The sequence below is a fragment of the Endozoicomonas sp. ALD068 genome, assembly GCF_049310145.1.
GTDB lineage: Bacteria > Pseudomonadota > Gammaproteobacteria > Pseudomonadales > Endozoicomonadaceae > Endozoicomonas_A.
Genome location: NZ_JBLYNU010000004.1, coordinates 825,691 through 849,644 on the forward strand (window position 1 = coordinate 825,691; position 23,954 = coordinate 849,644).

The following is a 23,954-nucleotide window of genomic DNA, read 5'->3' on the forward strand; positions in this document are numbered from 1 at the left end:
TTAGCAACCTGTTCAGAATAGCCAAGGGAGATGAAGTTGGCGGCTAAATGTTTCGTTTCCATCAACCGTCTGAGACGTTATGCACGACCAGAGTCATAATAATCACCAGCCAGCGAACCCAGTAAATTCCTTCAAGTACACTGGGTGCCCTTGTTGCCATCAGACTTCCATAGTCCCCGGGCAGGTAATCTTCAGGGATCTCAATGCCATCATTGTCAGAGTAATCGCTCCCGAATGCGGACAGGGGAGGCGGGGATTCAGGCTCGGTTTTTATGTCAATGAGAGAGATAACAGGCTGTTGTTCAGAAGAGGAGTCCTTCGTTTTAAGGCTTACCGCTGGAGCTAATGTCTTCGGTTGCGGTGTTCGCACAACAGGCTGCCAGTGATTGCCAGCGTTTATGAAATTGTCTGCGATCAGTGGCGCTTGCAGATTGCCATGGAACAGTGTGATGGTGCCCCGATCATCAAGCCATTCTGCGATCTGCGAGGAGTCATGGCTGGGCACCGGCATCGCCCCAAGGGCGGGGTTGCCAGCCATTGCCGGTATAAACATGGCACCCAGCGGGTTTTGAAAGTTGTGAACGGCAGGAGTAACAATCATGACGTTCAGCGGCGTATTCGCTGCGCGTAGCAAAGGCATCAGAAGGTGTTCTACGACATTGTTATCCCCCCACATATGTTGTCCCGGCTGAATAGGCGTAAGACCCTGAAGCATCTGTAAGCCAGCCTGAGTGGGGTTGTCCATGAGATCGTCAAGGGCCTGGGCTCCCAGTCCGAGAAACAAAATATAAGGCGTTAACCTGGAGCCATCCTGATGCCATTGGTTGCTCAGATGCTGAACCAGGTCATTAATCAGTTGTATTTGTTGGGTTTGACCGGCAAAAACCGCTAATTGGTTAATCAGGTCCGCTAACAATAGATCAAGAGCGGTATTGTTACCTGAATGGGTGATCAGCTGATTCAAGAGGGACCATAGTTCATCGCTATCCATGGTGTCGAGTGTGTCCAGGGTCTCCTGGTAGCTCGCAGGCAGATGTTCACGAAGGTGTCTGGGCAGATGGCTCAGGAATCCTTTGAGCGTATTCTTGAGCAGGGGAGTATCATTAAAGAGCAGGTGTCTCAGCTGGAACAGAAGATGATGGCTGATTACATTGTTTTTTAAAGCCAGAAAGATAATGTTTCGAAACAGGCCGGCAATAATTTGAGAATTCATGCCATCAGGTCGGGTTAATACCAGTTTTCTCAGCAGGGCGATGATATGGTCAATGAGCTTACTGGCAGTTTCAGGCCTCATATTCAACAAGTGAACCAGGCTGTTGTAGAGGCAGAAGTGGTCTGGAGCTACGTTTACAGTTTGCCATCGTTGTGATTTCAGGGCATTGACAGCCTCTTGTTCCAGCTGATTCAGGTTCGCCTGTAATGCAGCCTGCCGGGCTCTGAGCCGGGTCAGTTCTGCCAGTGATAATTCCGTGACTCCCCGTTGTTCCAGCTCTATGTATTCATGGGGGGTCAGGGGAAGGTTTTCCGGTTTGGTTCGCTTAAAAGGGTGGAACGACTGCGAAGTCAGGGGGGGGGGTAATTGATCCCGCAACATCTGGTTATCGGTGAGAGTTTTTCTTCTGTCTCTTTTACTTTTGACGGATTCAGGCAGTTTGAGGGTGAACCATCGATCTTCATCGCTAACACTTAAAATCCTGAGGAGATAGTCGTAATTTCTGTTCTCAACAATCCATTGGTTTAATTGTGCAAGGGGGATGCTCACCTGTTTAACCTGACTCAATTTTTCGGACTCGTGAGGACTAGGGCTTGACTGAATCACGATGATTCTGGGCGGTGAGGGTGGAGGTGCGGAGTGATAGGTGGCACCGGATATCGTTTCATCAATAGATGAGGAAAAGTCAATAATCACCAGAGGTTTTGGCTCGCGACTCTGATTTCTATGCTCCATGACTTCCTTGATCGCTTGAATCAGCGTGTCCCTGTGGGTGTAACTTGGAAATTGCACTTTGTCATGGCTGGATATTAGTCTGAGCTCTCTGGCCAGGTAGTGACGTTCATAAACCCGGGGTCTTAAACGCAATCTGACGGTTTCCGGCAGTGGGTAAACCGCAGAAATGGGAAAGGAAGTATTAAGATTATTCAACGCTTTGGCCCAGCTCTGGGATTTCAGTCGGCTATAGGCCTCAGGAAAGGTCGTGGCTTCCGCCTGCACGACGTCCATAGGGTAAACACCCCATTTTTTCATCAGCTCGGCAAGGCCTTTTCGGCTAAGGCTAATGGCCCCGTTTCCTGTTGTCAGTAATTCACTGGCCGGGGACGGCTGTGTCAGCTCTACCCGTTTTGATTGTTGGCTGACAGGAGAACTGCTTCTTTTTACAGGCGCATTGTCCGGTTCATCGATGACCATATAATCCCGTTCCTGCTCTGTGGCAGAAGCGCATTCATCAGTAAACAGAGGAATACGGGGATCGGATAAAATTTCCCGGATGAGTACCTCAAGCAGGGAGTCGTTGGCCAATAGCGGTATTTTATCTTCGAAAGCTTGCTCTCCTAGTGCGCGGTACAGGGTGGCTTGTATTTTTTCTGAATACTTCTGATTGACCTGTTGTATCCACTCATCTTTTTTGATGGTATCAAGCTGTTTCTGCTCGCCTTTTGACAGGGGTGGCTGGTGACGGTTTACCAGGTGCGACCAAAAAAGTTGTTGTAGTTTGCTGAATCCCTTTTTGAAAGCTTTCAGGCTGTCTTCATAAATTTCATTGGCACGAACCGCTTGTAATTCAAATAATTTATTAGCCGGCAAGCCTGGCCATTGATTCCTATGCAGGCTTTGGAGTCGACTTGAGTAAAAGTGGTTGACTCTTCGAATGAGGTAGTCTCTTTCGATTCTTTTTAACTCGCCTTCATGTTTTTTTCTTTGTTCTTGCTCATGCTCGGGTATCCTGCCGACCATGATATGCCAGTTGATAAGTCGGCTTAATTTTGCTTCATCGACCAATGTGCGGTCGGCCGCTACCGAATTGACCAGTGTTCTCAGAAAGTCGCTGGCCACCTTACTGGGCTCACTATCATTCGTCTGATTGGCTTCCAGTTCAGAGAAGCGACTTTCCAGCGCTTTTGAAAAATCATCCCGGTATTTTTTGTCCACGATACGCAACCACCAGTCCTGTTGATAGTCAACGGGTAGATAGAGCTGATGATTGAACTGTTCAGGTCGCATCTCTCTGGTCAGTTTTAAAAGGTAGTGGTGAAGCTTTAGCTTGAGATTATTTCTCGAGCTATTGTTTCGATACTGAATCACACTCTCAGCCGTAATTTCATCGGGATCAAAGAACAGTCGGTCCAATGGCAGTTTACCGGCATCAAACTGTGGAACGGGGCCCTGACGCAGGTAGTCCATATAACGTCGACTGAGTTCCGGGCTGGATTGCCACTCATCCAGAAGCATCACACGCGTTCGGTCTACCAGCTCTGGCATGATCTCATACGCCATATCGCCGGCGTGATAGGCAATGTTTGCCAGCGATTTAACAATCAGCTGTTTGGCATCAGCCCAGTTTTTAATCTTCTCTTGATACCCCTGGTAGGGGTTGTAGCCCAGGATGTAGGTGAGCAATGCAGCTTCAGGGCCGCCATCGAAAAGCAATTGATCAAATAACACTAGAGAGCAGGGATGAAAATCCGTTAGATCAGCCTGAGTGATCACGTCACGAAGGTATAGGTTGTTTCTTTTCCACTCCTTACGGTATGAAAAGCCAACGGCAAAGTTATCGGGTTTGGCATCGCAGCAGATTCTGTGGGCACAATCTTCGTTGCCCAGTTTAACCAGGTTTTTATAGATGGCGGCGATTACAGCATGCAGAATGCGGCTAACCGCTTCTGCGTATCCCATCTCGTGAACTTCACCAATGCTGCCCTGGGATTTGATTGACATGGCAATTTCATCAGGGCCAAAGTCCAGCAAACCTTCGATGAAATTTTGGGCCAGTTCATCTTTTTTCAGGTGACGCTGGATCATGTAGATGGTAAAACCCTCTCTGGCTCTGATCCTCAGAAGCCGGGTGGGCTCGAGGTTGACACCCAATTCCTTGTAAAGCTTCAGTGCTGCTTCGTGGGTTAGCAGAAAATTGTCAGCGTCCCTCTTGTTCGTGTAACCGGGGAAACGTCGCAAAGCCAGGCCGGGCAGAACATCGAGGGTAAAAACAACAGAAAACTGGCCTCTTCCAATCACTCGGGCATCGGCATGTCCTATAGACTTGTATGCTGATGAAACGTCTACGCTCATTTCGTCCTCGACATTAAGGAATTCAGCATGGATATTTTGTTCAAAGACCTGAAGGAACCTCTGATAGTCAACATCTCTGAGTGTGGAAGTATAGGGAGCGCCTGATAATTCTTGCTCAACAGGATTATTGAAAATGCTTCTCGGGTCATAAAAGTGGCTCGCTGTCCTCAGGTCATGGATGCTCTTTTCGTCTTCCTGAGTCTCAAACTCTACGCAGACCTCACAGGTTGAGTTTTGACTGTTGATGTAGTGACAGAAAAAGGTTTGGTCGGGTTTGTGTTCTGGCTTGAGCATGGCTGCAGTGTGAGTTGCATCATAGGGCACAAGAATAAACGTTCTCTGCTTGGGCCTGGGGTCTCCGGTTCTGTGGTTCTGTACCCTCATTCTGACACTGAGCAAAGTCTCATCGTCCAGATTAAACGTAATGGGACTTCCGCTCGCACTCAGTTGCCTGAAGGTAGAAAGTCCCATTCTTTGAAATGGCGGGCCATTGACCAGAGTATGGTTCTGGTAGTCAATGCGCCAGGAAATAAAGTGTTGGCTGCTACCCAAAAATGGGTTGCTTGCAGACAAGGAATGAAGTTCGAAAGCGTCAGGAGACTTGGGTGATCCCAGCAAAGGGCTACCCACAGGAGTAGAACTCAGTTCAGGGTCGATGAGCATATATTCTGTGCGATCAATACGAGAGCGCAGTATATGCACCCGCCAATATTGATTACGGGTGGTAGAGGTCTCTCTCGAACTCTGGGCAATATCTCCCAGCATTTTGAAATAATGTTCATACTTTTTGACCTGTTCGACATTTTCCAGAAGGCTGCCCGAGGAAGCTGAAGCTAACGTCGAAGAGAAAAGAAGGAAAACTACGAATTTGGTATATTTGTTCCAATAATTACGGGACAGAAACAGGTTAAGGAAGAGCACATAAACCGTGATCTTTCCCAGAATAGCCATGGATCCCGAAAATAATTTAGTCAATTTACCGCAGATAGTTCAGTCGTTATTTATTGATGCCTGGCCTTTAGCTTGCCTTTAGAAAGTTTCCCTTCGGTTCTGCTACCTAATGCCACGTGTATCCTTGAACGGTCAAAAATTTATATTTATGAACACTCCAGATTAGACCAGTCTTTCACCGAATAGGATTGTAAATGTTTAATTTATTTTTTGGTTCGTTACTCAAGTGACTTTTTAGCAAACTTTTAAATACTTTAACGAAACTCACGGAATTCTCCGTCCGTAGCTTCTTATCGGGAGCTTAGCCACCTTTGGCAGTCTGGATGGAAATGGTTTATGGAGGACCGAAGCCTGCAAGGGCTTTGAAGAGAGGTTGGAAAGTGTCCCGGATAGTGGTGAGGTGTCAGTGCACCGGGCTTGTCGAAGGTTGTGGCGAAGATTGTGGCACTCTGCTTCAACAAACCTGGCGCGAGCTAACGCCTGGTTGGCACTGGTATATTTTGATGATCAGGTTAACAGACCTGCACGAGCCAGTTGCCAGCGTTTTTGCTGTTCCTGCATGGACGATTTCATCTCTTCATATTGCTTATGAAGCTCTGAGCTTTCCCAGTTCTGTTTCAGCTCCCGGGCTTTGTGTTCAACCCACTTCTGACGAAGTTTGTTCCAGTCATGCCAGGTGCTGCTCACCAGTTCATACTGTTCTTCCAGCTTTTGCAGGGCAATCTGGCATGTCAGTTTCTGGCTGGCATATTTGTACTGCATATCGATCCGGGCTTTTTCAATCCGATAATCACTGACCCGCTTCAGTTTGCCAGTCAGGCCGATTTTCGAGAAGCCGAAGATCAGCCACTTGGTGGGATCAAAATGCCACCAGCGTATGCCGTTGCGGTAATCATACTGAAAAATATGGTGGTAGTTGTGATAACCCTCACCCCAGGTCACCAGAGCCAGGATGCCGTTATCCCGGGCGGTATTTTTATCGGTGTAAGGGCGCTTGCCCCAGATATGAGCCAGAGAGTTGATAAAGAAAGTGAAGTGATGACTCAGCACCAGTCTCAATACCCCGCCCAGAAGAAGCATGGCAATAATATCGCCCATCAGCAATCCTGCCAGTGTTGGTATAAACAGGTTCATCAACACTACCAGTGGCACATAGTATTTATGCTGCCAGACTACAATGGGGTCTCTTTGCAGGTCCTTGATATTAGAAAAATCACCGGCTTTTGGGTCATAGTCACGAAGCATCCAGCCAATGTGGGAGAACCAGAAACCACGACTTGCAGAGTAGGGGTCTTTGTCGTGATCGTCGACAAAGGCGTGGTGGCGGCGATGACCAGAAGCCCAGTTCATGATGCTGTTCTGAATCGCCATGGCACCCCAGATTGCAAACCAGAGGCGCACTGACCAGTGAGCTTCATAGGCCTTGTGAGACCAGAGGCGATGGTAGCCAGCAGTGATAGCAGTGCCATTAAACATCAGGATTAAGCCGGCAACGATCCATTCACGGAGTTCAAAACCATGGGTAATACCGTACCAGGGAACAAGGGTGACCATGGCAAAAAACGTTAGCGAAAAAAGTAACGTGGTCACCCAAATGCGACGGGGTTTCTCCATTATGCGCTCATAAAGTCTTTGTCTAGGAGTCTTGATTCTCGCACAATGTTGCCAAGCTGTTAAGGCGTAATAGTCGCTGTGATCCCTGGTGCATACTTTTTATTCGTTGGGTTGATCGGTGAGTTGATTAATCAACCAGGCAGCCAGTCTGGCTGTGCGCAGGTCTTGATCAAATTCAGGGTTGTATTCAGCAATATCCATTACCCTGACTTTTGCGCAGTCCTTGATGGTCTGCAGAAGGGTTGCTGTCAGGTCCAGTGGAATGCCCCTTACAGCCGGAGCACTGACCCCCGGAGCCTGGTAAGAGGGAAAGGCATCCAGATCAATGGTTAAATAAACATGATCCACCATAGAGGTGAAACAAGTGAGTTCTTCGATCAGAAAATCCAGGTTATCCCGATGAATCTGATCATCGGTGATGTAAGCCACATTGAGCGCATCGGCCCGTTCGAACAACGCCTGAATGTTACTGCTGCGGCTGATACCAAGACACAGACAGTGAAAATCGAGATTCTGATGCTCGCAGAACTGAGCCATCTGCCAGAAGGGGGTTCCGGAACTGGCGCCTTTCTCTGGCTTTCTCAGATCAAAGTGGGCATTAAAATTGATCACGCCAATATTCAATCCTTTGGGGGTCTTGTGATCCTGGGTCAGAAAGTCTGCCAGACCTTTAAAGCTTCCCCAGGCTATTTCGTGTCCCCCCCCCAGACCAACAGGCAGCAAGCCTTCCATGAGGGCTTTCACCAGTGTTTGACTGAATTGATTCTGTGCACCCTCCAGATCGCCATCCTGACAGTGGACGTTACCCAGCTCATAAAGTCCATCGTCCCGGTTCCAGGGGAGATTGGCGAGGCATTTTCGAATCAGGTCCGGGCCATTGGCGGCACCCACCCTGCCATGATTGCGCCTGACGCCTTCATCACAGGCGAGCCCCAGCAATGCCAGGCCGCTGGAGCCTGAGTGTTCTGAGAAGGGTTTAATCTTCTGGTGCCAGCGTTGTGTCTGCTGCGGGTCGCCATCGTAATCTACCCATCCGTTCCAGATTTCGGGTTCTACAGGTTTTAACTCAGACATGAGAAGTAGGCACTCTTACTGTGAAATACCGCCCCTTAGGGCTTCAGCAGCATTCAGTGATCCGGGGAGGCGGTAATACCGGTTCAAAGCTGTTTTTGTCTCAGGCTCCCGGCATCATCTGGTTTCACCGTTACGAAGCGCGAGCGAAAGTTTTTCTCCGAAGAGGCAGGCTACCAGCACCATGGGTATGTCTGACTCTCGAGGTTTTTCAACTGGAGGGAGTCGTGGTTTGTTCAGAAAATAAAAAGCTACTCGCAATAATGTAGCAACTGTGGCGCTGTTCTCCACTGATTTCGTGCCTTCTTCACGGCTCTCACATTAAACAATCTTCAAGAATTGTAACTTCAAACTCATCTGACACACCCGGATTGTCGGAAAGAGACAGTCGTACATTACTACGGTCATTTTGATTCCTGTCCAAGAATTGCAACTTTATACCAAACGGAACCAATACGAATTCGAAGCGTTTGAGCTTCAACATCGAAGCTTTCGATCTTAATCCGTGTGCTCAGATACCTCCCACCACACCTGTGTGCCATAAAATGCAGATCATCCAGTTTAAAAATGGTTGCCGTCTCACAAGAACATGATTCATAAGATAAGGGAGACGTAACTTTGTAGACCTGGTATGCGTATACAGGTAATGATATAAGAAAAACTGATGCCAAAAAGAGCTTTCTTAAACTCATCTAACACACCTGAATTGCTAGGAGCCTGACCGAGAATAGACTGCCCTACGCGGTAACTGCTCCTGTGTTTCTCTAGCTCCTGCATCCATGCAGTCGTGCGGTTGCGATAAATTGGTCTAAAAATTTCTCGCAATCCTCGCTACGGTCGCTCAAGTTCGACAGCTAGGTTGATGAGCGCCTGGAATGAACGTTTACCTGCCGGATTTCGACGCATGAGCTCTCTGCAGGGTTGCTTTGCTGACTGTAAAAGACTTATGCAAAAAAATAGGCGGTTGCTGTCCATAAACAAGCCGCTAGTGAAGCAGCAAATATTGCCGGAATGATCTGAGACTTAACATGATCCATCAGGTCACAGCCAGTGGTCATCGAGCTTAATATGGTTGTGTCAGATATAGGTGAACATTGATCTCCGAACACACTTCCGTTCAATACTGTGGCGAAACATACCATCATAAACAGCTTTGGATTTGCTAATGACTGTGATTGCGCGATGGCCCAGGCAAGAGGCATGGTAAGGGGGAAGGTGATTGCATAGGTTCCCCAGCTGGTACCCGTTGAAAAGGCAATGATCATAGTCATCAGCTGTAAAATTACCGGCAATAACCAATAGGGAAGCTGCTCGCCGAGTAGCGACACGACATATGATCCTCCGCCAACTTCCTTGCTGATACTGCCAATGATCACCGCAAGCATCAGGATGACCGAAGCAACCACCACACCTTTTAACCCATCACCAAAACCTTCAACGACATGGGTTAATGACATACCTTTAGCGATGGCAATGGAAGCAGAGAGCAATAAAGCGACTCCGAAGGCCCAGTTAACTTTTGGAGTGCCCAGGTAGATGAACGTTAAGACAGCGATAGCAATCAGACTGACCAGAGGAATAATGAATTCCAGAACATTCGGCCTGTAATTTTCGGGGACTTTCGGTGTTTGTAGTTCGGTGGTGCTGAGGGGTGTTGCACCTGGAGCGTCCAGCTGACCGGTTTCCAGAGCCCTTCTATGTGCCTTTTTCATGAGGGAACCGGAAAAACAAGTAATATTCAGACACAGTAAAAGTGTTCCGGTAACGGCCAAAATACTATAAAAGCTGAAAGGCACACTGCTAAAGAAAAAAGCTAAACGATCCGCTTCCGTTGCCAGAAATGATACACCGGGCACAAAAATTAATGCCTGCACGTAAGTAGGCCACGCGTTGAATGCCAGTACAGAAGCAATGGGAGAAGCCGTTGAGTCGACAATGTAACTCATTTCTTCATGGCTGACTTTCGCTTTATCAGCAATCGGACGTATAGTAGTACCTACCAGTACGGTACTTATTGTCCCCCCCTGGAAAAAGAGAACACCCAGTAGCCAGGCGACTATTTTTGCGGAACGTTCACCCTTTACAAAGTGTTTGGTCATAAAGGTGGCAAATGCCTGTGCAGCGCCCGTTTTGGACCAAACCCCCAAGAGGCCGCCAAGAAGCCATAAATACAGCAATAGTATTGATGCAGTGCCTTTTTTAGCCAGGTTGGGAATAATCACTTTGTCAGTCAAATCGTATTGACCGAGCATAATTGCACCAACAATGATGCCACCCAATAAGGCTGTTAGTGGCTCTCTGGTGATCAGGCACAAGGCTATTGTTACTAATCCGGGAAGAAGCGACCAAAAGCCATAATGAAAAGTCGGCTCGAGCAATTCGTGATTGCCTTCATATTTGTGGCTAACATTAACTGCAGCCAAAACCCCTAACACAAAGATTATCAACGCAAAAACATTATAATTCTTCATTGACTATACCTTTTTTGCTAAAAGAGCTCAGATGGATTCAAGCAATAAGTGCAATAGCCTGCTCAGTTTAGACCTTAGCCGGGTTCGTCTATCGAGAAACTTTTCTGGCATAATTTCTGGTGTGGCTCTTGTGTTCAGCTTACAGGGGGCGGCAGAAGCGATCGCTCTGGCCGGTTGCGGAATCGGGTCAATCAGTGCAAGAAACGTCGTGCTGCCGGAGGATCGTCATTTGAGTGGTTTGCAGGCAGCGGCTGCTTCAGCGCGAGAACTCACAGGTTATTGTTCTTCTTCTTCTTTAAACACCGTTATAGCCTGGCCTTCATCACCGGCATAAACAACAACGATTTCTGCAGGCTCATCCGATGTGTTCACTCCGTAATGCCACTCATCTACCATCTCAACCAGCGCATCACCGGCTTTCAAGTTCAGTTGCTTGCCATCAGACAATCGAATCACCGTTAATTCACCTTTAACCAGGTAGCCTGCATTGATAACAGGGTGCTTGTGAATGGGCAGTCTTGAGCGTGGGGCGATGGTAATACGCAGTACACGGACTTCAGGGTTCTCAAGGATGACACTTTTCAGAAGGGTACCATCCCAGCTGCTTGTGCTGTGAGCCAGCACTTCAGTAAAGACTCGCCCAGCAGAAAAAGTGAAAGAACTACCAAGAGTCAGAAATAGAACCGCGCTTCTGAAAACGGTTTTCATTATGATTTTACTCTGGGGAAGTTTAATAATTTTACATCAAATAAAGATGAATTCTGACCTGTTCAGGTGCAGGGGGGGTGGCAGTTTTAATTATCCTTATGCAGGCACAGTAGTCTATTTGTTGATATTGATCAGTGCGATATCGACAGGGGGGGGGATTTGTAGCCCTAAGGACATAACTGACAGGCTTATTCAGCCGATATCCTGCCGATCACAAAATTAAAATAACAGATCTCAGTTGGTCAACAGACTGACTTCATCAAGCAGTTCTTTCAGTCGCTCCATTTTTTCCTGACTTAAACCCTCGGTTAGACGGCTATAACTGTTTTCCACCATAGGGGTCATCTCGTCCAACAGTTTCCTGGCTTTAGGAGTAGCTTTGACCAAAATACGTCTATGGTCTTCTGATGATTTGCGGCGGCTGACATAATCCTGTTGCTCAAGACGCTGGATAATGCCTGTCAGACTCGGGCTCAGAATGCAGCAGGCATCAGCCAGCTGTTTGGTCTCCATCTCGTCGGTGTCGTTCAGAACCCGCATCACGCGCCATTGCTGTTCGGTAATGGAGTGTTCTTGCAGCATGGGACGGAAGAAGCTCATGGCAGCCTCTCTGGCCTTAAGCAATTTGAGTGGTAGAGAATCTTCGTACTTGCGCATCGTGTTCAGTTTACAGCTAATAACTATGATTGGCGGATTGTGTGCATCTTGTTCAGGATAATCAAGACAATGATGTAATTAATTACACCGTATTTATCCGTACTCGAAAAAATCTACAGGTAATCATAGTCGTTTCTCTAAAGGGGGGATGTGGCCGGAGTGTTCGCTTTCATGGGGGGTGTCGGAAATATATAGGATTGTACACGTGCGGATGAGTATATTCTGAAGTACAGGCTCCTGGCCTGATAGTGTGAAAAATAATCAATGGGTGTGCAGTTCTGGACGATACTGATATATTGAAGCAGACTTCAGGTCGTTAAATACCTGGGTTTTAGTTTCAATCGGAATCCTGCATATTATATGGGTATCACTCTTTTTGATTGCGCTGACATGACAACAACAAACACCCGGGAGTGCTGATCATGGCAACGGTAGCCTTTATCGGTCTTGGTAATATGGGAGCGCCCATGGCGGCTAATCTGATCAGGGGCGGTCACGATGTGAGTGTATTTGACCTTGTTCCCGAGGCAGTGAGTTCTCTGGCCACTCTGGGAGCGAGAGCAGCAGCCAGTGCAGAGCAGGCATGTTCCGGAGCCGGGTTTGTTATTTCTATGTTGCCCGCCAGTAAGCATGTAGAAAGTCTCTACCTGGATCAGGGTTTGCTGGATTCCGCTCCCACTTCTGCCATTCTTGTCGACACCAGTACCATTGATGCGGACACCGCCAGAAAGTTGTCGGCTGCTGCTGCCGGGAGAGGGAGGTCAATGATTGATGCGCCTGTGTCCGGTGGCGTTGCTGGTGCGACTGAAGGTACTCTGTCGTTTATGTGCGGAGCCGCCGACCCTGAAGTGTTTGAAAAGGTGAAACCGATACTTCTGGACATGGGTAAGAATGTTTTTCTGGCCGGTGGACCAGGAGCTGGTCAAGTGGCCAAAGCCTGCAATAACATGTTGTTGTCCATCTCAATGATTGGTACCTCGGAGGCGCTTAATCTTGGAACCAAAAATGGCCTTGACCCAGAGGTACTTTCCAACATCATGCTGGCCAGTTCAGGAAAAAACTGGGTACTGGAGGTTTATAATCCATGTCCTGGTCTGATGGAAAACGCTCCGGCCTCCAGGAATTATGAGCCGGGATTTATGAGCGAGCTGATGTTGAAAGATCTTGGTTTGGCAATGGCGGCTGCCACTAGCAGTGAGGCTATGACCCCTTTGGGTGGCCTTGCTTATGAGCTGTATAACCGCCATGTTTCCGGGGGAATGGGCAAGAAAGATTTTTCCAGTATCTTCCGGGCCATAGAAAGCTTGCAGCCAGAAAGTTAATCACTGGCTGCTGCGGATACCGGATGTTTCAATTTTAATAAGACGCTGCTTGTATAGCCCACCCAGCGCCATTTTAAAGGCACGTTTGCTGGCTCCGAAGACCCGTTTGATTTCAGCAGGATCGGTTTTATCGTTCATAGGAAGAAAACCTCCGGCAACTGCCAGTTTGTCCATAATCTGTTGACTGAGAGAGTCCAGCGCCTGTTGATCAAAGCCGGGCTTTTTCAGACAGAGGTCTATTTTTCCATCCGGTCTGATACGCTTGATATAACCCTGTACTTTATCACCCGGTTTGACTGAGTCGTTTGCTTCCTGGCTGAAAAGCAGTCCCTGGTGTCTGTTATTGATAATGGCCATATAGCCAAGGTCGGTTTTATCGTAAATCAAAAGGGATACAGGTTGGCTGTTCTGGTACTCTCCTGCTGAGCGATCAATGAACTTATGCAGCCTTGAGGATCCTGCGATGCGTCTTGTTTCTTCGTCCTGGTAGAGATAGACAACATAGCGTCCACCTTCACGCATACGGGTTTTTTGTTCACGAAAGGGGACCAGCAGATCCTTGCCCAGATTCCAGTCCAGAAAGGCTCCAATCGGATTGACTTCTTTGACTTTCAGCGCTGCAAACTCACCAACACAGGCCAGTGGTGTTTCTGTCGTTGCGATCAAATGGTCGTCGGAGTCAAGGTAGACAAAGACATCCAGTTCATCTCCAATATTGCAGTCTGCAGGGACATGCCTTTTGGGTAGCAGGATTTCATCAAACTGTCTGCCATCCAGAAATACGCCGAAGCCTGCTTTACCGACGACTTTCAGGCGATTTTTCTGGCCAACTTTAACGTATTTTCCGGACATATCTGTGCCTTTGAGCGAAAGGTGAGAAGTCAGAGTTTTTTCTCCCAGAACAGGGCGTGTCCGAGCTGTTCATCCAGTTCGAAACCCGAGAAGCCAAGCTTTCGGTAAGCAGCCTGTGCCACACGATTCCCTTCCACAACTTCCAGCGTGATTTTGCAGCACTCTTTTTCTCTGGCGATCTGTTCAATTTTTTCGAAAAGTTTTCTGCAAAGGCTTTGACCTCTGAATGACTCATTAACGACCACATCATGGATATTGATCAGAGGTTTGCAGGCAAAAGTAGAAAATCCTTCCAGACAGTTGGCCAGAGCGGCTGGTTGTCCATCAACCAGACAAAGCACCGAAAATGTGAAAGGACGTTTTGACAGTTCCTGAATCAGATGTTCTCTGGTGAAGCTGCTTAGTGGCATTCCTCCACCCATCGGGTCTCTGGCGTAGTGGTCGAGCAATTCAATAATGGCCTGACCATGATCAGGGTTTGAATAATCGGCTACGAAAATATCGGGCATGAAAATGACTTCTGGTAGATAAAGCTAAACAATCAGGAAAAGTATTCTTGCATAACGGGCCTTGAATGGATAGCAGTCTGACAGGGTTCCGAGTCATCTTATCAAGTAACAGTGAAGAGTAACTTCTGTGGCTCATGGCCCGGAACTTTTTATTCTCTACCGGGTCAAAATTATAACGAATAACGAGAAATCTAACATGGAGCTTAGAATTATGACCCCTTCCTGTGTTGCCGGGGCAAGCGGATACCCGGCGTCTTTAAGGCCTGAAAATACTGCGCCAAGTCGCGTTGGTGCTATCTGGCGCACCATCACCGGCGCATTCAGATGTGTTGGCTGCACGAGTGATGATGCTGTATTGCCCGGTAACCAGAGATATTCAGCAAGTCCTCCAACGGATTTGAAGGACAGAGACGTTAAAGGAATATCTTCAAACCCCCTGGATTTACCAGGCACTGATGACCATGCAAAGGCGTTTAAAGAAGTTGTTCGCAGAATTAAGACAGACCAACAATCATTGATCATGGAAAAGGTTAATGCCATTACCAAAGATCATCTCAAACAAATTGTCCAGTGTTGTCGCAAGCCAGAACAAATCACTGATGAACACCTCAGCTTTTTTAAAACTGATACCTTTGCCTATGCAGCGCTCCGTGCATTTCGGGAAAAGAAAATCAGCGGCAATGAATTTGCAACCCTGGTCACCCTGCAGGGCGTTTACCTGGAAGGTATCCGGAATATAAAATCATTTGAAATTGTTCATCACAAGCTGTTTGACGGTAACAGAAACGCTAATGAAGCCAACTGGGGCATCATTGCGCTTTCACTAGAAAGGTCAAAGTGGTTTTTTAACGGTTCTTCTTTTGATGTGAGTTCCATCATCGAGAAAATGAAGCGTTTGCTTGAAAAAGCACCTCCGGTTGAGGCAAGTTTCTGGAGCTGCACGTATCCGGATTCCTCAGATAAAGACAAAGGGCTGCGTACGATGTATAAAGTCCTGTCAAACAGAAGCTTCAACGTTTTATTAGTTGACTGGTGGTGGACTGGTTGGGTGATATGCCCATCCATCACGTTGCGACAGGCTTTTATTGACAGTTTTTGTCAGGAAGAAGCCCATAAAATCAATCCAGTGATCGGGGCCAGTTCGCTTGAAGATATCAGAACCGGCGGGCTGAAAGGTTTCAGAGACATGGCTATACCGTTTCCTGGTCACCCTTTGCCAAAAACTGCTGACCACATAGTTGCTCGATGGATTCTCGAGTTTATGCAGCATGATTTTTATCATGCAGTGCGAGCCAGTATGTTAAAAAATGCGGATATCCATTTAATCATTGCCATTGCCGATGTTGTGAGAAAGATCAAAGCATCCTTCAACAATGAGTACCACAGGGTAACCCGGCTTTTTCAGCAGCGGGAAAAAGAATTTGAACACTCTATTTCCAACCAGCTACAGAAACAACGAAGCAGAATGAGAAAAGATTGGCAGAAGAGTGAAGAGGTGGTCAGTATAAAAAATACACTCGAATATCTGAAACGGACCAGAAAAGCCCTGGGCCAGTTTGCATTTAACCTTGATGATCTGGATACCCATAAACCAACGTGGAATATAAGTTCGTATAATTATGATAAAGAACGATGCAGAGAGCACTTGTCAAATATTCTGCTTCAATTGAACAGCGGTTCGGGAAAACCCTGGAGTGAGTTACTGAGTGAAACCGATGCTGGTATTGTCGGTCAGTGCATTATTCCGATGATTTCCGGTAATTTGTCTAATCCCCTGGAGTTGTATAATCATTTCTGTCGCAAGATTGATTCGGAAATAAGTTCTGGTGCCAAAGATCATCTCTCAAAAGAAGAGAAGCAGAAATACGTAGCCAGAAGTAAAAAGTTGATTGAGCCGCTGAATCCATCGGTTAAACCGGATCAGTCGCAATGGCCAACTTTTCTTCGGGAAGCAATGAAAAATGGAGTGCATATTCCAGGCTCAGGACTCGTTTAATGGAGTGCATATTCCAAACTCCGAGCTTGATTAATGAATAAATGAAATTATGCAATTTGTTGATTTTTTTTGATTGAACGTACAATCAATTAAAACATCTGGTACGGTCAGCGCCTGACCCGGTGACTTTCATACAGGCAGTTGTTTGGATGGTAAACGTCTACTGTCGTGCTAAACCCCTTATGGGTATAAATGACAGTGGATTCTGTACATAACAAACGGTTATATTTATATCCCCTTTCGATATATTTGATATTTCTGTGATGTTATGGATCTGAGCCTATACCCGCAATTAATAGCCATGGTCGTTGTTTTCCTGGGAGCTTTGATCCAGGGCATGATTGGTTTTGGTATGGCAGTGGTAGCCGCTCCCATTCTTTTTGTTGTTGCGCCATCTCTGGTGCCGGGCACTCTGATCTGCATGGCAATGTTGCTGTCTCTGTTGACGGTCAGAAAGTATCGGGGGGCACTGGATCTGGCAGAGATGAAGTATGCTGTGGCTGGCAGAGTTCCGGGCTCACTGCTGGGAGCTTATCTTCTGGTAGTGGCCTCCAGAGAGCATATGAGCCTTTTTATAGGTGTGGCTGTTCTTATGGCTGTCATTGTGAGTCTGTTTTCTGTAAAAGTTCGGGCAACCAGGTCCAGTTTGTTTGTTGCCGGTGTTATTTCTGGCATCACAGGTACAACATCATCTATTGGCGGACCTCCGATAGCTCTGGTCATGCAGAATGAAACCGGGGACAAAATTCGGGCCAGCATGTCCATTTATTTTGTTTTCAGCAGTGCGATCTCACTGATATTTTTATCAGCAGGTGGCATGGTGGGGCTCGATGACTTTAAGGATGCCCTGATGCTGGTTCCACCCGTATTGTTGGGGAGTAAAATTGCTTCCCATCTATCTCACCGGATTGATCAAAGAATGATTCGCCATGCCTTGCTGGTTCTTTGCAGCATTGCCGGTGTCAGTGCTATTGCTTCCGGTGTTCGATAATCGATCTTTTCAGGTCATGCAGAGCCTGCGTGCTCTGCTGGTAGCGGCTGGTTGACTTTAGTTTTGGTGTCTATTACGATCCTAGGGATGCGCTGATTTGTCTTGGCTTGCGGGCGCTATAGAAATACCGCTAAAAGAAGGGTTTATGAACGAATTCATGAAAAACCACTCTGTTTAGCACAGGGTGGTTTTTTTTTGCCCTTGAAAAAGAGGTCGTTTAATCGATCTGAAGGCTGAAACTTTCGAGTGGGCAGCAGATACCTGATCAGGTATTTATAACCAGCTCTCACGCAACCCGCCAAGGCAGAAGAACTGATTGAACTGACTGAGTATAACTCAGGCAGTCATGCACTGATTGTATCTGAATCAGGCAGGAGTGATGATGATAGAACTGAAAAACCTTACCAAGGTGTTTAAAGCGGGAGGCAAGGAGGTCAGGGCTCTGGATGACATTAATCTCAGTGTCCCGGAAGGGTCAATCTACGGTGTGATTGGCTCAAGTGGTGCTGGCAAGAGTACGCTGATTCGCTGTGTCAATATGTTGGAGCACCCCAGCTCGGGTCAGGTCATAGTGGACGGTCAGGATCTTACTCATCTGGCCGGAAAGGGCCTGCGCCTGGCTCGTCACAATATAGGGATGATTTTCCAGCACTTCAATCTACTGTCGAGCCGAACGGTTTATCAGAATATTGCTCTGCCACTGGAACTGGCCGGTGCCAGTAAGTCTGAAATAGAAACAGCGGTGGCTCCCCTGCTGGATTTGACCGGTTTGAAAGAAAAGCGGGACAGCTATCCATCCCAGCTTTCAGGAGGGCAGAAACAGAGGGTGGCTATTGCCCGTGCCCTGGCCAGTAAGCCCAGAGTTCTCCTGTGTGATGAAGCTACCTCGGCACTGGATCCTCAGACTACGCGATCGATTCTGGCACTTTTGAAGGATATTAATCGTGAGTTGAAAATCACTGTGTTGATTATTACTCACGAGATGGATGTTGTTAAAACCATTTGTGATCGGGTTGCGATACTAAGTCATGGTCAGCTGATAGAAGAAAATGATGTCGAATCTTTTTTCCTGAATCCAGAAACGGAACTGGCGAGAGAGTTTGTCCGCAGTGCTATCCACGAAAAGCCGGCGGCTGAAGTGGAAAGTCGTTTTCAATCAGAGCCAAAAGAAGGCTCAAGGCCGGTTGTGCGGATTACCTTTGTCGGGCAGCGGGTAGTGGAGCCCCTGATTACCCGGGCGGCGAAGCGGTTTGGTACTGATTTTGTCATTCTGCAAGCTGACATTGAAACCGTTCATGGTAAGTCCATGGGGTTTCTGATGGTAGAAATTATGGGCGAGGAGTCAGACGTTGAGGCTTCCATGAAATTTCTTAAAGACAATGTGCAGGTGGAGGTAGTGGGCTATGTCAGCTGATTCCTGGCTTCTCCTGGGGAAGGCGCTTTGGGAAACCCTTTACATGACAGTAGTTTCTGGCGGACTCAGTTTCCTCTTTGGTATTCCGTTGGGTGTGTTGCTATATATTACCAAGCCCGGACGTATTAAAGAAAATGCAGCTTTAAACTCAGTGCTGGGTGCCGTCGTTAACGCTACACGTTCTGTGCCGTTTATTATACTGCTGGTAGCGATTATTCCTCTGACTCGCCTGCTGGTAGGAACCTCTATCGGGACAACGGCCGCGATTGTGCCGCTGACCCTGGCAGCTATCCCTTTTGTTGCCCGTATTGCTGAAGGTGCTATCAATGAGGTGCCTTCTGGACTGGTGGAGGCAGCCCAATCCATGGGCGCAACGCCTTTGCAGATTGTCAGTCGGGTATTGTTGCCCGAAGCACGTCCCGGGCTGATTAATGGTATGACCATTACTCTGGTGACCCTGGTCAGTTATTCGGCCATGGCGGGAGCCATTGGCGGTGGTGGTCTTGGTGACCTGGGTATCCGCTATGGCTACCAGCGTTTTGATGGCGTCATCATGCTCGCCACTGTGGTGGTGCTTATTGTGCTGGTTCAGTTGATACAGAGCATTGGCGACCGTTTGCAAAATTATTACGACAGAACTCGCTGAGTGTTTGTGAATTAAACCATTGCATGGGACAGGTTGTTTCAGTGCTTTGTCCCGAACTGGTTGAATGGAGAAGTGAAGAATGTTTGCAGTCAATAAATTAAAAGCACTTGCAGGCGCAGTGCTTATGGTCGCCAGTGTCCTGCTGGCGGGGTGTGGCTCTGAGAATTCCCCGGAAGGTCCTTTGAAGGTAGGCGTTATGGCAGGTCCGGAGGCTGACGTTATGAAAGTGGCCGCTGACATTGCTAAAAAAGATCATGGAGTGGATGTTGAATTGGTCGAATTTTCTGATTACGTCTCTCCCAATGTGGCTCTGGCAGATGGTTCTATTGATGCTAATGCCTTCCAGCACAGACCTTATCTGGACAGCATGATTCGTGATCGTGGTTTCAAGCTGGCGGCTGTAGGTAATACTTTTGTGTATCCGATTGGCGCATACTCCAGAAAAATCAAGGATATCAGCGAGCTCAAAGATGGAGCCAAAGTGGCTATTCCAAACGATCCAAGTAATGAAGGCCGTACACTGATCCTGCTGGATAACAGGGGCTTCATTAAACTCAAAGACGTCAGTAATCTTGAAGCGACACCGGCTGATATTGTTGAAAATCCTAAAAACCTTCAGTTCATTGAGTTGGATGCTGCCCAACTGCCTCGCTCTCTGGATGATGTTGACCTGGCTTTCATCAATTCAACCTACTCTGTGCCTGCAGGTCTGCTGCCAGGGCGAGATGCACTGCTGGTTGAAGGTAAGGACTCACCTTATGTCAATCTGATTGTGGCACGTGAGGATAATAAAGGGGATCCTCGCATTCAGACTCTGGTTGAGTCTTACCATACTCCGGCAGTGGAAGAAAAAGCCAGGGAGTTGTTTAAAGGCAGTGCAGTTCCTGGCTGGAAGTAATTTGTTTTCCTCAAAAGATCTTGAGTAGCTTGTGAGAAAGCCCGCTGATTTCAGAGGGCTTTAGCTTGTTTGTTCGGATTTTTAGGGTTGTTCTCTGGGTTATTTGCTCTTGTTTTACGAAAGTTTCCGTGGTGCCTATTCCGCAGGGCGTAAAGTTTGCTAAGATAACCCGTTATTTTCTTGTGTCGGCCCGTCAAGTCAGCGCTGCTCATCCGAATTATGGGATCGAATGAGTAAGCTGGCTCGCTCGGGAGCTCTTTTCCTTTGCATGAGGCGGGGGTACTTCATGGCTGTAGTTGCCAAAAAGTCATCCATGATTTTTTTCTCGGATCCATCTGACCACTACTGTCACAGGGTTCGTATTGTTCTGGCCGAAAAAGGGGTCGCGGTAGATATTCAGGATGTGAACCCTGAAAATCTGCCTCAGGAACTGTCTGATCTCAACCCGTATAATAGTCTTCCAACTCTGGTTGATCGTGAGCTGGTGCTTTATGAGCCGAGCGTCATGATGGAGTATCTGGATGAGCGTTTTCCTCATCCACCACTGTTGCCGGTTTATCCGGTCAGCCGTGCCCAGAGCCGTCTGATGATGCACCGCATCCAGAAAGATTGGTGCAGCCTGGTAGATGCTATTACGGATCCAAAAACCAAAGAGACGCCTGCGGCCCGTGCTCGTAAAGAGCTTCGTGAAAGCCTGTTGTCCGTAGCGCCTATTTTTGCTGAAAAGCCATTCTTTATGAGTGATGAGTTCACCCTGGTGGACTGCTGTGTAGCCCCAATTCTCTGGAGGCTTCCCGCGATGGGCATTGAACTGCCCAAGCAGGGGCAGGCGATCCTGGATTATGCTGAACGTTTGTTCGAGCGCGAATCCTTCAAAGAAAGCCTGTCTGAAATTGAAAAAGAGATGCGTGAAACTCTTTGATTTGAACTAGACCCTGGCAGTCTGGCTGCCAGGGCTAAATAATCTGGCCAAGCAGCCATGAGCTGAGAGTATCTTCGAATCTTTGACTGTCAGACGATTGTTCCAGGCAGCCGATGCTCTTGGCAGATTAGAAGTGTTTTCTCTGTTTCAGGGGCTGTCGCAAAAATGGTGCACTTCGCCGATACGGTGTTAAAAAGTGACCTGCTTTGCTTGCTGCTTTTCGAAACCCTTATCCACGGAGAGGGTCAGGGGACTTCTTCTATAGTGGCTATTGATGGCTCCTGGGTCAGACAGTTGTCGGGAGTTAGTCTGGATGGAGACATATTATGACAATGACCAGCAGTCGCCCTTATATTGCCAGAGCAATCTACGACTGGATTCTTGAAAATGACTGCACCCCATACATTCTGGTGGATACTGCTCGTAAAGGGGTAGAGGTGCCCAGAGAGTATGTTAAGGATAATCAAATAGTCCTCAATATTTCCCCGGCAGCAGTGCGTGCCATGCATATGGGAAATGATGTTATTACCTTTGATGGTCGCTTTGGTGGTGAGGCATTGACCATAGTGGTTCCTGTTGAATCGTTGATGGCCATCTATGCCCGTGAGAACGGTCAGGGTATGGTATTTGAAGTTGAGCCTGTTGCCGAGTCGGAAGAGCATGTGTCTCCTCATTTTGAGCTGGAGGCTGTGTCGGGTCCGGAGTCTCAGGAAGCCTCCGTTGAAAAAGAAGAGCGGTCCGAAAAAACTCCCCGTAAGCCTGGCAAGCCGAATCTGAAAGTTGTTAAGTAAGTCGGGGCTTAAAACTCTGCGGTTTATTTTTTGGTTTGGTTTTTCTGACCAGGCTGGCTTCGCTTTAGCAGGGTGTTCTGGTTATTATTTCCCGGTGTTTGGTAATCGGAATAGTTATACCAGTCGTGCTTTCTAACTCCCGTGATGAGCGTGAGGCGTCATAGCCTTAGCTATGGCGACGTCGCCAACGCAGGATTAAGGCTCAAATCTTCAGCCCAACAGGGAGTTAGAAAGTTCGATTGGTATTAGAAGAGGTGTTGATGAACCTGGCTATTATTAGCGGAAGCCACCGTAAGGAATCCCAGAGTGCTCGTATCAGTCATGTGCTCAAACTGCGTGCACAGGCACTGGCGCTGTTTGATCAGGTAGATATTCTTGATCTGGCAGAAAATCCTCTGCCATTGTGGGATGAGTCCATCTTTTCTGGCAATAAAGAGTGGAAGTCCCTTTTGGCTCCCTGGAAAGCCAGATTAAACGACAGTGATGCGATTATAGTGGTGTCGCCGGAGTGGAATGGCATGGTTCCTTCAGGTCTGAAAAACTTTTTCCTGATCTTCGGGGCGCAGCAGTTAGGACATAAGCCAGGCCTGATCACAGCTGTGTCTGCTGAGCAGGGCGGTTCTTATCCCGTTATGGAGTTGCGCTCAAGCAGCTATAAAAATTGTCGTCTCTGCTACATTCCAGATCACCTTATTGTACGAAATGTGGCTTCTGTTATGACGGGTGAAGATGCAGAAGCTGATCGCCAAATGCAAGAGCGTATGGATTACAGTCTTGTTGTCCTGAAAGAGTATGCACTTGCGTTGAAAGGTGTGCGTGAAAGCGGTGTTATTGATCACAAGACTTTCCGGAACGGTATGTGAGTTTCATTCAGAGTGCGTTCATTGCGCTCTTCCCCCTCCTCTTCGGTGGTTATTCTCTCGTCTGAAAATGTGCACTTGATAGGCTGAGAAATCCCGGATTTTTGGTTGCAGGTCTGAAATCCTTTTCTAAGCTATGGTCATGGTTATACAGGAGTGTTTTATGAAGCGCAGCAGTCTGCTTCTCATTCTGGCTATCATCGTTCTCCTGATCGGACGATCAAGCCCTGTTACCAAAGATAGTCGTTCAATTACGACGAAAGACGCTCCTCGTATGAATCTTATGGATTCTTTTTCGGAACTCTGCAGTAGTCTCTTGGTTGAGCTCACTAGCCTTTATTCTGTTTGGACGCCCATCTCATAAAGTTTAAAAAAAGCTGCTTGCCGTTATCGCCGGACACTTCAGGGTGAAACTGTACGCCAAGTATCGGGCGGTCATTGATGCTGATCGCTTCTACGTCGTAAAACTCCGACTCTGCCAGGATCCTTGTGTTCGCTCCTGCCTGAATGCCCTCGCAATGATCCTCTTTAAAGAGAGGGAGTGCTGGAAGGTCTTCAAAAAGGCCATGCTTTTCAAGAATAATGATGCTGTCTTGATCTCGTCTTTCCTGTCCCCTGAAGACTTGGCCACCATGTATCAGGGCGATTGCCTGATGACCAAGGCATATACCGAGGGTGGGTGGGAGAGGTTCCCGAAGGAATTCAAATTGTTGCATTAACGCCTCTGTTTTCTCAGGGCTGTCAGTAAACAGGAATGGACCGCCGGAAATAATGACGGCTGTTGCCTGTTTGAAATTGAATTGATTGGCGCTTTTCAAAGCAATAGTTTTGGAAGCTGTGCCCAGACTGGAAAGGGTCTTTTTTATCTCGGGAGTTGTGTTACTGCCGCAATCAATAACGATGACCTGGTTGGTTTTGATCTGATTCATCATACTCTCGGGAAATAAGGATGAGCGTTTATCAGGGGCTTTATACCAATTGAACTTTCTAACTCCC

General features: G+C 47.5%; 18 protein-coding genes. 9 read left to right on the forward strand and 9 right to left on the reverse strand.

Annotated elements, in window-relative coordinates; genetic code table 11:
- Positions 1 to 61 precede the first annotated feature (61 nt).
- From ACO6V5_RS02230 to hpaR, 6 genes are all read right to left on the reverse strand, one after another.
- The gene (locus tag ACO6V5_RS02230; protein WP_422138493.1) at positions 62 to 5,260 is read right to left on the reverse strand and encodes a hypothetical protein; all 5,199 of its coding nucleotides are present in this window, start codon (positions 5,258 to 5,260) and stop codon (positions 62 to 64) included.
- Between the two features lie 483 nt (positions 5,261 to 5,743).
- Positions 5,744 to 6,850 carry an acyl-CoA desaturase gene (locus tag ACO6V5_RS02235; protein ID WP_422409373.1) on the reverse strand — a complete coding sequence of 369 codons (1,107 nt, stop codon included), beginning with the start codon at positions 6,848 to 6,850 and terminating at the stop codon, positions 5,744 to 5,746.
- 99 nt (positions 6,851 to 6,949) lie between these two features.
- Positions 6,950 to 7,924: a formimidoylglutamase gene (gene hutG / locus ACO6V5_RS02240; RefSeq protein WP_422134547.1), complete on the reverse strand. Its 975-nt coding sequence runs from the start codon at positions 7,922 to 7,924 to the stop codon at positions 6,950 to 6,952.
- A gap of 941 nt (positions 7,925 to 8,865) precedes the next feature.
- The gene (locus ACO6V5_RS02245) at positions 8,866 to 10,392 is read right to left on the reverse strand and encodes a Na+/H+ antiporter NhaC family protein (protein ID WP_422134546.1); all 1,527 of its coding nucleotides are present in this window, start codon (positions 10,390 to 10,392) and stop codon (positions 8,866 to 8,868) included.
- A 276-nt stretch (positions 10,393 to 10,668) separates the two neighbouring features.
- Positions 10,669 to 11,100, reverse strand: coding sequence for a cupin domain-containing protein (locus ACO6V5_RS02250; RefSeq protein WP_422134545.1), 432 nt, complete (start codon positions 11,098 to 11,100; stop codon positions 10,669 to 10,671).
- A gap of 234 nt (positions 11,101 to 11,334) precedes the next feature.
- The gene (hpaR, locus tag ACO6V5_RS02255) at positions 11,335 to 11,757 is read right to left on the reverse strand and encodes a homoprotocatechuate degradation operon regulator HpaR (RefSeq protein ID WP_422134544.1); all 423 of its coding nucleotides are present in this window, start codon (positions 11,755 to 11,757) and stop codon (positions 11,335 to 11,337) included.
- A gap of 422 nt (positions 11,758 to 12,179) precedes the next feature.
- Between hpaR and mmsB the strand changes: the two genes are divergently transcribed.
- Positions 12,180 to 13,079 (forward strand): 3-hydroxyisobutyrate dehydrogenase, encoded by a 900-nt coding sequence (gene mmsB / locus ACO6V5_RS02260; RefSeq protein ID WP_422138491.1) that lies wholly within the window; start codon positions 12,180 to 12,182, stop codon positions 13,077 to 13,079.
- Here the strand turns inward: mmsB and ACO6V5_RS02265 are convergent, their stop codons facing one another.
- Both ACO6V5_RS02265 and ACO6V5_RS02270 read right to left on the reverse strand, forming a co-directional pair.
- Positions 13,080 to 13,931, reverse strand: coding sequence for a S1 RNA-binding domain-containing protein (locus tag ACO6V5_RS02265; protein WP_422409370.1), 852 nt, complete (start codon positions 13,929 to 13,931; stop codon positions 13,080 to 13,082). It abuts the gene before it with no gap.
- Between the two features lie 29 nt (positions 13,932 to 13,960).
- The gene (locus ACO6V5_RS02270) at positions 13,961 to 14,440 is read right to left on the reverse strand and encodes a GNAT family N-acetyltransferase (protein ID WP_422409368.1); all 480 of its coding nucleotides are present in this window, start codon (positions 14,438 to 14,440) and stop codon (positions 13,961 to 13,963) included.
- 211 nt (positions 14,441 to 14,651) lie between these two features.
- Here ACO6V5_RS02270 and ACO6V5_RS02275 point away from each other — a divergent pair, with 211 nt between their 5' ends.
- The 8 genes from ACO6V5_RS02275 to ACO6V5_RS02310 all read left to right on the forward strand — a co-directional run bounded on the left by ACO6V5_RS02275 (position 14,652) and on the right by ACO6V5_RS02310 (position 22,961).
- Positions 14,652 to 16,436, forward strand: coding sequence for a hypothetical protein (locus ACO6V5_RS02275; RefSeq protein ID WP_422409366.1), 1,785 nt, complete (start codon positions 14,652 to 14,654; stop codon positions 16,434 to 16,436).
- A gap of 268 nt (positions 16,437 to 16,704) precedes the next feature.
- Positions 16,705 to 17,427: a sulfite exporter TauE/SafE family protein gene (locus tag ACO6V5_RS02280; protein ID WP_422134539.1), complete on the forward strand. Its 723-nt coding sequence runs from the start codon at positions 16,705 to 16,707 to the stop codon at positions 17,425 to 17,427.
- Positions 17,428 to 17,809: 382 nt separating this feature from the next.
- On the forward strand, positions 17,810 to 18,841 hold the full coding sequence (locus ACO6V5_RS02285; RefSeq protein WP_422409377.1) for a methionine ABC transporter ATP-binding protein: 1,032 nt from the start codon (positions 17,810 to 17,812) through the stop codon (positions 18,839 to 18,841).
- Positions 18,831 to 19,487, forward strand: coding sequence for a methionine ABC transporter permease (locus tag ACO6V5_RS02290; protein ID WP_422134538.1), 657 nt, complete (start codon positions 18,831 to 18,833; stop codon positions 19,485 to 19,487). Before ACO6V5_RS02285 ends, ACO6V5_RS02290 begins: the two co-directional genes overlap by 11 nt.
- Before the next feature lie 79 nt (positions 19,488 to 19,566).
- Positions 19,567 to 20,385 (forward strand): MetQ/NlpA family ABC transporter substrate-binding protein, encoded by an 819-nt coding sequence (locus tag ACO6V5_RS02295; protein ID WP_422134537.1) that lies wholly within the window; start codon positions 19,567 to 19,569, stop codon positions 20,383 to 20,385.
- Between the two features lie 286 nt (positions 20,386 to 20,671).
- The gene (locus ACO6V5_RS02300; protein ID WP_422134536.1) at positions 20,672 to 21,307 is read left to right on the forward strand and encodes a glutathione S-transferase N-terminal domain-containing protein; all 636 of its coding nucleotides are present in this window, start codon (positions 20,672 to 20,674) and stop codon (positions 21,305 to 21,307) included.
- Between the two features lie 326 nt (positions 21,308 to 21,633).
- On the forward strand, positions 21,634 to 22,098 hold the full coding sequence (locus ACO6V5_RS02305) for a ClpXP protease specificity-enhancing factor (protein ID WP_422134535.1): 465 nt from the start codon (positions 21,634 to 21,636) through the stop codon (positions 22,096 to 22,098).
- 260 nt (positions 22,099 to 22,358) lie between these two features.
- On the forward strand, positions 22,359 to 22,961 hold the full coding sequence (locus ACO6V5_RS02310) for an NADPH-dependent FMN reductase (protein ID WP_422134534.1): 603 nt from the start codon (positions 22,359 to 22,361) through the stop codon (positions 22,959 to 22,961).
- Between the two features lie 326 nt (positions 22,962 to 23,287).
- Here ACO6V5_RS02310 and ACO6V5_RS02315 read toward each other — a convergent pair whose 3' ends face one another.
- Positions 23,288 to 23,890, reverse strand: a complete 603-nt coding sequence (locus ACO6V5_RS02315) for a glutamine amidotransferase-related protein (RefSeq protein ID WP_422134533.1) — start codon at positions 23,888 to 23,890, stop codon at positions 23,288 to 23,290.
- Between the last annotated feature and the right edge of the window lie 64 nt (positions 23,891 to 23,954).

Excerpts from the sequence above, each read along its gene's own strand:
- ACO6V5_RS02235 (WP_422409373.1), bottom strand. The coding sequence starts at position 6,850 with ATGGAGAAACCCCGTCGCATTTGGGTGACCACGTTACTTTTTTCGCTA.
- hutG (WP_422134547.1), bottom strand. The coding sequence starts at position 7,924 with ATGTCTGAGTTAAAACCTGTAGAACCCGAAATCTGGAACGGATGGGTA.
- ACO6V5_RS02245 (WP_422134546.1), bottom strand. The coding sequence starts at position 10,392 with ATGAAGAATTATAATGTTTTTGCGTTGATAATCTTTGTGTTAGGGGTT.
- ACO6V5_RS02250 (WP_422134545.1), bottom strand. The coding sequence starts at position 11,100 with ATGAAAACCGTTTTCAGAAGCGCGGTTCTATTTCTGACTCTTGGTAGT.
- hpaR (WP_422134544.1), bottom strand. The coding sequence starts at position 11,757 with ATGCGCAAGTACGAAGATTCTCTACCACTCAAATTGCTTAAGGCCAGA.
- mmsB (WP_422138491.1), top strand. The coding sequence starts at position 12,180 with ATGGCAACGGTAGCCTTTATCGGTCTTGGTAATATGGGAGCGCCCATG.
- ACO6V5_RS02265 (WP_422409370.1), bottom strand. The coding sequence starts at position 13,931 with ATGTCCGGAAAATACGTTAAAGTTGGCCAGAAAAATCGCCTGAAAGTC.
- ACO6V5_RS02270 (WP_422409368.1), bottom strand. The coding sequence starts at position 14,440 with ATGCCCGATATTTTCGTAGCCGATTATTCAAACCCTGATCATGGTCAG.
- ACO6V5_RS02275 (WP_422409366.1), top strand. The coding sequence starts at position 14,652 with ATGACCCCTTCCTGTGTTGCCGGGGCAAGCGGATACCCGGCGTCTTTA.
- ACO6V5_RS02280 (WP_422134539.1), top strand. The coding sequence starts at position 16,705 with ATGGATCTGAGCCTATACCCGCAATTAATAGCCATGGTCGTTGTTTTC.
- ACO6V5_RS02285 (WP_422409377.1), top strand. The coding sequence starts at position 17,810 with ATGATAGAACTGAAAAACCTTACCAAGGTGTTTAAAGCGGGAGGCAAG.
- ACO6V5_RS02290 (WP_422134538.1), top strand. The coding sequence starts at position 18,831 with ATGTCAGCTGATTCCTGGCTTCTCCTGGGGAAGGCGCTTTGGGAAACC.
- ACO6V5_RS02295 (WP_422134537.1), top strand. The coding sequence starts at position 19,567 with ATGTTTGCAGTCAATAAATTAAAAGCACTTGCAGGCGCAGTGCTTATG.
- ACO6V5_RS02300 (WP_422134536.1), top strand. The coding sequence starts at position 20,672 with ATGGCTGTAGTTGCCAAAAAGTCATCCATGATTTTTTTCTCGGATCCA.
- ACO6V5_RS02305 (WP_422134535.1), top strand. The coding sequence starts at position 21,634 with ATGACAATGACCAGCAGTCGCCCTTATATTGCCAGAGCAATCTACGAC.
- ACO6V5_RS02310 (WP_422134534.1), top strand. The coding sequence starts at position 22,359 with ATGAACCTGGCTATTATTAGCGGAAGCCACCGTAAGGAATCCCAGAGT.
- ACO6V5_RS02315 (WP_422134533.1), bottom strand. The coding sequence starts at position 23,890 with ATGATGAATCAGATCAAAACCAACCAGGTCATCGTTATTGATTGCGGC.